Here is a 5,576-nt window from a genome sequence, read left to right on the forward strand (position 1 = left end):
GGATTATTTGCTCCCAGCATACCAAAATGTGACATCTCTAAATTGGGGAAATGTGACATTACTATATTGGATCTACACATTCTCACTGTCTACATAGAAACAAGAAGGTATTATGTTAAATCAAATGCATCTCGTTGAAGATCTAAGACGGCAGTTATCGACGCCTAATATTTTATTGATGCCCTGTGCTTTTGATGCATTGAGTGCGAAACTTATTGAGCAAGCAGGTTTCTCTCTGACATTCATGAGCGGCTTTGGGGTGTCTTCGGCGCGATTGGGTATGCCTGATACGGGCTTAATCAGTTATCATGAGATGTTAGATCAGGGCCGTAATATCTGTCATGCAGTGAGTATTCCAGTGTTTGGTGATGCGGATACGGGTTATGGTAATGTCATGAATGTGCAGCGAACATTGCATGGATATATTCATGCTGGGTTTGCCGGTATTATGCTTGAAGATCAGCAAAACCCAAAACGTTGTGGTCATACCAAAGGTAAGCAAGTAGTGAGTCAATTAGAGGCGATTGAGCGAATGGCTGCGGCAGTGGATGCACGTGAACAAGCCAGAAAGATGGGCCATGATATTGTCATTGTTGCCAGAACGGATGCACGAGCGACGTTAGGCCTTGATGAAGCGATCCGCCGTGGACAAGCTTTTCAAGAGTTGGGAGCGGATGTGATTTTCATCGAAGCGCCTCAGTCTATCGATGAAATGACAAGTATTTGCCGTGAAATCACTGCGCCACAGATGGCAAATATGGTAGATCAAGGTGTGACACCTGTGCTACCGCCTGAAGAGCTGGAAAAGATAGGGTTTAAATTAGTCGCGTATCCAGCGAGTTTACTCACTGCTTCCGTTGAGGCTATGCAAAAAGCATTACTCAAATTAAAATCAGGTGAACCCGTTGATACTCATTTGAGTTTTCAAGATTTGCAAAAACACATTGGTTTTCAAGATTATGATAATAATTTAAGGCGGTTATCAACAAAGAAAGCGCCTGATGTATAATTTGCTTTTGAGAAATTGGCGTAAAAGTGAATTCACTGCTTTAATTAAAGGTTAAGGATATTAAAAAGTAAGAGTAGAAGTTAAAAGCAAAAGGACTTGTGGTTATGTGTGCTGTATTTCACATTGTATTACGCAAGAAAGTGTTTTGCGTGTTTCTATTTCTCAGTGTTTGCTATGTGTTTAGTGCACTTGCAATGGACAGTGAGACCAGCCCTCATATTCCTCCTGCTATCGATTTCCCTGTTACCTCTGTTGCTATAAACTCTGTTTCTGATGCAGACGCTGCGCGATTATTACAACAAGCGACATTTGGTTCGACATTGGCAAGTATTGCCGATGTCAAAGAATTGGGCATTGAAGCATGGATTGATCAACAAATTAATTTACCCGCATCCTTTCACGCACCTTTAATCACACAAAACTATACACATAGTAGTGCAATACGATTAAGTGCTTGGTGGAAAACGGCCATTGAAAGTGAGGATCAATTAAGACAGAGAATGGCTTTTGCGTTGAGCCAAATATTAGTGGTATCTCAAAATGCAGCAAAACTCCATGAACGTCAAGAGGGCTTAATTCATTACTATGATTTATTAGTGGAGCATGCATTAGGTCATTACAAAGCGTTATTATATGCAGTGAGTCTTAGCCCAATTATGGGGAAATATCTCACGCACTTAGGAAATGCAAAGGCAACAGCAAGGACCCACCCTGATGAGAATTATGCTCGAGAATTATTACAGTTATTTTCAATTGGCTTACATGAACTGCATATCGATGGCAGTAAAAAAAGGGATGAATTAGGTAGACTGATCCCTGCTTATACTCAAAATGATGTTGAAAATTTTGCTAAGGTTTTTACAGGGTGGTGTTTTGCACAGCCGACAAATGATCGGTTTTGTAATGCTAGCAATGATTATGTCACGCCAATGCGTGCATGGAATGATTATCACGATCAGACAGAAAAGACGCTTTTATTAGGGCAAGTCTTACCCCCAATGCAGACGGCTGAAATGGATTTGCAAGGTGCATTGAATAACTTGATGGCTCATTCAAATATGGCGCCTTTTATCAGTGAACAGTTAATAAAGAGATTAACGACTTCAAATCCGAGTCCTGAGTATATTGCTCGTGTTGCTCATGTGTTTAATGATAATGGGCAAGGTATAAAAGGGGACTTAGCGGCAGTCGCTAAAGCTATATTACTTGATGATGAGGCACGTAATGGGCATGTATTATTTCCTGATAGGTTTGGAAAAATTAAAGAACCTTTGTTGCGAATGACGCAAATGTGGCGAGCTTTGGAGGCGATGACATTACATGATAATTTTAGAATTTATAATCTTGGTGTAAAAACAGGCCAAGAGCCGTTAAATGCGCCTTCAGTGTTTAACTTTTACGCTCCAGATTTTACGACGCCGATATTAGCCTCTTTAGATTTAGTGTCACCTGAATTGCAAATTAGTGATGAATCTCAATTAATTGAGTTTTACAATTATTTATTTTCGCCTATTCGATACGGTATTGCTGAAGAAACATCAGCTGAAGAGGCGAGATACTCTTGGCTCTATAACCAATTTACCCCACTAGTGGCATTATTTGAATCTGAAAACGGAGATGACTTAGTCATTGAGCGATTAAATTTACTTTTTATCGCAGGTGGTATGAGTATGGATCTTAAAACAATATTGAAGGAATTGATAAGCAATATTCGTGCTTATGATGAAAGCCGTGATGCCTATAACCCCTATATTATCATGGCAAATCTTGTATTGGTGATCATGCTATCACCTGAGTTTGTCGTACAAAGATAGTGAGGTGCGATGATGAGTCTTTCACTCAGTGAGCGGCGTGCATTTTTAAAATACATTCTCTGCGGTGGAATGGGAGTGGCGGCGCTAAGTTCAATGCAAATGTCATTGCTAAATGCCGCCGTTGCGCAATCAAGTGACACCTCAAATTATAAGGCGCTCGTTTGCGTGTTTCTTTATGGTGGCAATGATTCATATAACATGTTGCGTCCTATGGAAGGACAATCTTTGCTTGAATACCAAACGATTCGGCAAAATCTAGCAAGGGAGCAGGCATTAGCCATTTTTCCCTCAAATCAACAAATCCATGATGGGATCGGATTCGTGCCAGAACTCATAGGGATGAAAACCCTTTTTGATCAAAGGCGCCTTGCTATTCAAGCGAATGTCGGAACCTTAATAAGGCCAACAACTAAAACAGATATCATCAATAAAGTCGCACTATTGCCTTCAGATCTCTATGCTCACAATAGTCAACAAGCGACTTGGCAAAGAGGTGCGGAACTTAATCAAAATAATACTGGAAGTACGGGGTGGGCTGGACGGGCAATGGATTTGCTACAGTCTAATTTAAATGCACCTTTTATCGAGAATGTAAGCTTAACGGGGCATAATCTCTGGCAGTCTGGAATGAACACTTCTGCCTATCATGTTAATTCAGAGACGATTGATACGCTCAAGATATACCAGCATCACGCTTATGCCTCTTTAAGAAAGCCATTGTTAGAACAGCATATTTATGAGATGACTTTCTCGCACCCTTTAGCTCAATCTTATCATCATACAGTGAAAAGTGCAGAAGATAATGCGCAAGCTTTAATAGGGGATTTATCTCTCCTTGCCCCTCTTGAGATTGATATTCCCAGTAACAATGCTTTAGCGGCTCAATTAGCGCGAGTCACTGATTTGATTCGATTAGGAAAGCAGCAAGGTTTATCGAGACAAGTCTTTTTTGTGGGGTTAGGAGGCTGGGATACTCATAATAATCAAGGTGCTAATCATCCTCAATTACTCACTTTATTGAATGATGCTTTATTTTATTTTTATCAGACGCATTTAGCCATAGGTGTTGAAAATGAAGTTGTGAGTTTTACTATGTCTGATTTTGGTCGTACATTAATGCCTAATGGTGACGGTACTGACCATGGTTGGGCGGGACATCAAATTATTTTAGGAGGCAGTGTTCAGGGGGATTTATATGGTTTTTTACCTTCCTCCACATTAACCAATGAACATGCATTAAATGGGGGAAGAATGATCCCGAGCACGTCAAGTGAGCAAATGTTTGCCTCTTTGGCTCGATGGTATGGAGTTGCAGAGGGGCAAATGGAGGATTTATTTCCAAATCTGCAGTATTTTGACCAAGACATTGATTATTTTTCAGTATGAAGATTGAGATACTCTTGAGATTGCATTTCTTGAAGTCGACTTAATGTGCGTTTGAATTCAAAGTAGAGCGTCCCCTCAGTGTACAATTCCTTCAATGGAACCTCAGCACTTAAATAGAGACGCACTCTTTGATCATAGAGTTCATCGACGAGGCTTATAAAGCGCCTAGCAGGATCGTCATTAACGACGTAGGATAATTGCCTCGCACCTGTGGGAGTGTGTTCATCTTCTGTGCCTCTTGCACGGATCCAATTACGCGGCTCGCCGCCAAGAACAGGTATGTTACTCAGTAAAATATGCGTGAATTGACTGGCTATTTCAATATAATCCAGTTGGGATCTTGGGCCGTCACATAAGGCATCGAAACTCAGCCATAAACAAGATGCTGAATATTTTATGGTATCGATTATTCGACCATGGATGAGTAATCCTTGGGAAATAAGTAATGTTTTTTGTGGTTCATTTTGACTATCATTTTGACTAAGTTTTTTAAATAAAATATTAAAATCAATCTCATGAGGAAGAAAATAGGTTTGTTGGTATTGTAAGGAGCGTAATCGATGATCTTGGTTACCATTTAGATGGATTTGTTTAGTATGCTTGAGCAGTAAATCAATAGTGGGTAAAAAACGTTGTCTCTGAAGTCCATTTCGATATAAAGATTCAATTTGAATGTTGGATGTGGCGACTAAGATAGTGCCTTGATGAAATAAAGCATCAAACAGGCCTGCAAGTATCATTGCATCACCGATATCAGAAACAAAAAATTCATCAAAACACAGTACATGTGCTTCTTTTGCGATGCGTTTAGCGACACTCTTTAAGGGATCTCCTCGTTTCGACTCTTGCGCCAGCTCTTTATGTATTCGCGCCATAAAGCGATGAAAATGTAATCGCATTTTAGCTGTTCGAGTAAGGCTGTTGTAAAACATGTCCATGAGAAAGGTTTTCCCACGGCCTACATCCCCCCAGAGATACAGTCCTTTCAAAGGTGTTTTTAAAGAGTGCTGCTTATTAGTTATCTTCTGATAAAGTGCATCGAGCGCAAGTACTGCTTCCATTTGAGCTGGATCTTCATTTAAAACATGGCGATTGAGTAAGCTTTGATAGGCATTCAATGGACTGATTGCAGGAAGGGTTTGCTGTGCGTTTTTGTTATGGAAAAATGAATATTTCATCAAGAATGAGACTAATACTGATTGAATTTAACTGCTGGAGGGTTCAACAGCACCTTACCGTTAAGTATAGCTAAATCAATATAACCTCAAGATGAAAAAATGAAGATTAGGGCCTAATACTAATACTGGTCAGTTAAGAGCTAATATAATTTTAGGGAGTAAGTTCTTGGCCTATGTTTGACCTCCCTT

At 40.0% G+C, this 5,576-nt stretch carries 4 protein-coding genes; 3 read left to right on the plus strand and 1 reads right to left on the minus strand.

All coding sequences use genetic code 11. From position 1 onward, the window contains the following. Positions 1-112 precede the first annotated feature (112 nt). From Q0791_RS24185 to Q0791_RS24195, 3 genes are all read left to right on the plus strand, one after another. Positions 113-1,009 (plus strand): isocitrate lyase/PEP mutase family protein, encoded by an 897-nt coding sequence (locus Q0791_RS24185; RefSeq protein ID WP_299011825.1) that lies wholly within the window; start codon positions 113-115, stop codon positions 1,007-1,009. Between the two features lie 104 nt (positions 1,010-1,113). Then, complete coding sequence (locus Q0791_RS24190; protein ID WP_299011826.1) at positions 1,114-2,823, plus strand: DUF1800 domain-containing protein; 1,710 nt, start codon at positions 1,114-1,116, stop codon at positions 2,821-2,823. A 9-nt stretch (positions 2,824-2,832) separates the two neighbouring features. Continuing rightward, a complete protein-coding gene (locus Q0791_RS24195; protein ID WP_299011827.1) occupies positions 2,833-4,209 on the plus strand; it encodes a DUF1501 domain-containing protein in 1,377 nt (458 codons plus the stop codon). On the opposite strand, the gene zapE is transcribed toward Q0791_RS24195, so the two are convergent. After that, positions 4,194-5,387 carry a cell division protein ZapE gene (zapE, locus tag Q0791_RS24200; RefSeq protein ID WP_299011828.1) on the minus strand — a complete coding sequence of 398 codons (1,194 nt, stop codon included), beginning with the start codon at positions 5,385-5,387 and terminating at the stop codon, positions 4,194-4,196. The two genes, Q0791_RS24195 and zapE, sit on opposite strands and share 16 nt — an antisense overlap. Positions 5,388-5,576 lie beyond the last annotated feature (189 nt).

It is taken from the genome of uncultured Shewanella sp., assembly GCF_947495455.1.
Lineage (GTDB): Bacteria > Pseudomonadota > Gammaproteobacteria > Enterobacterales > Shewanellaceae > Shewanella.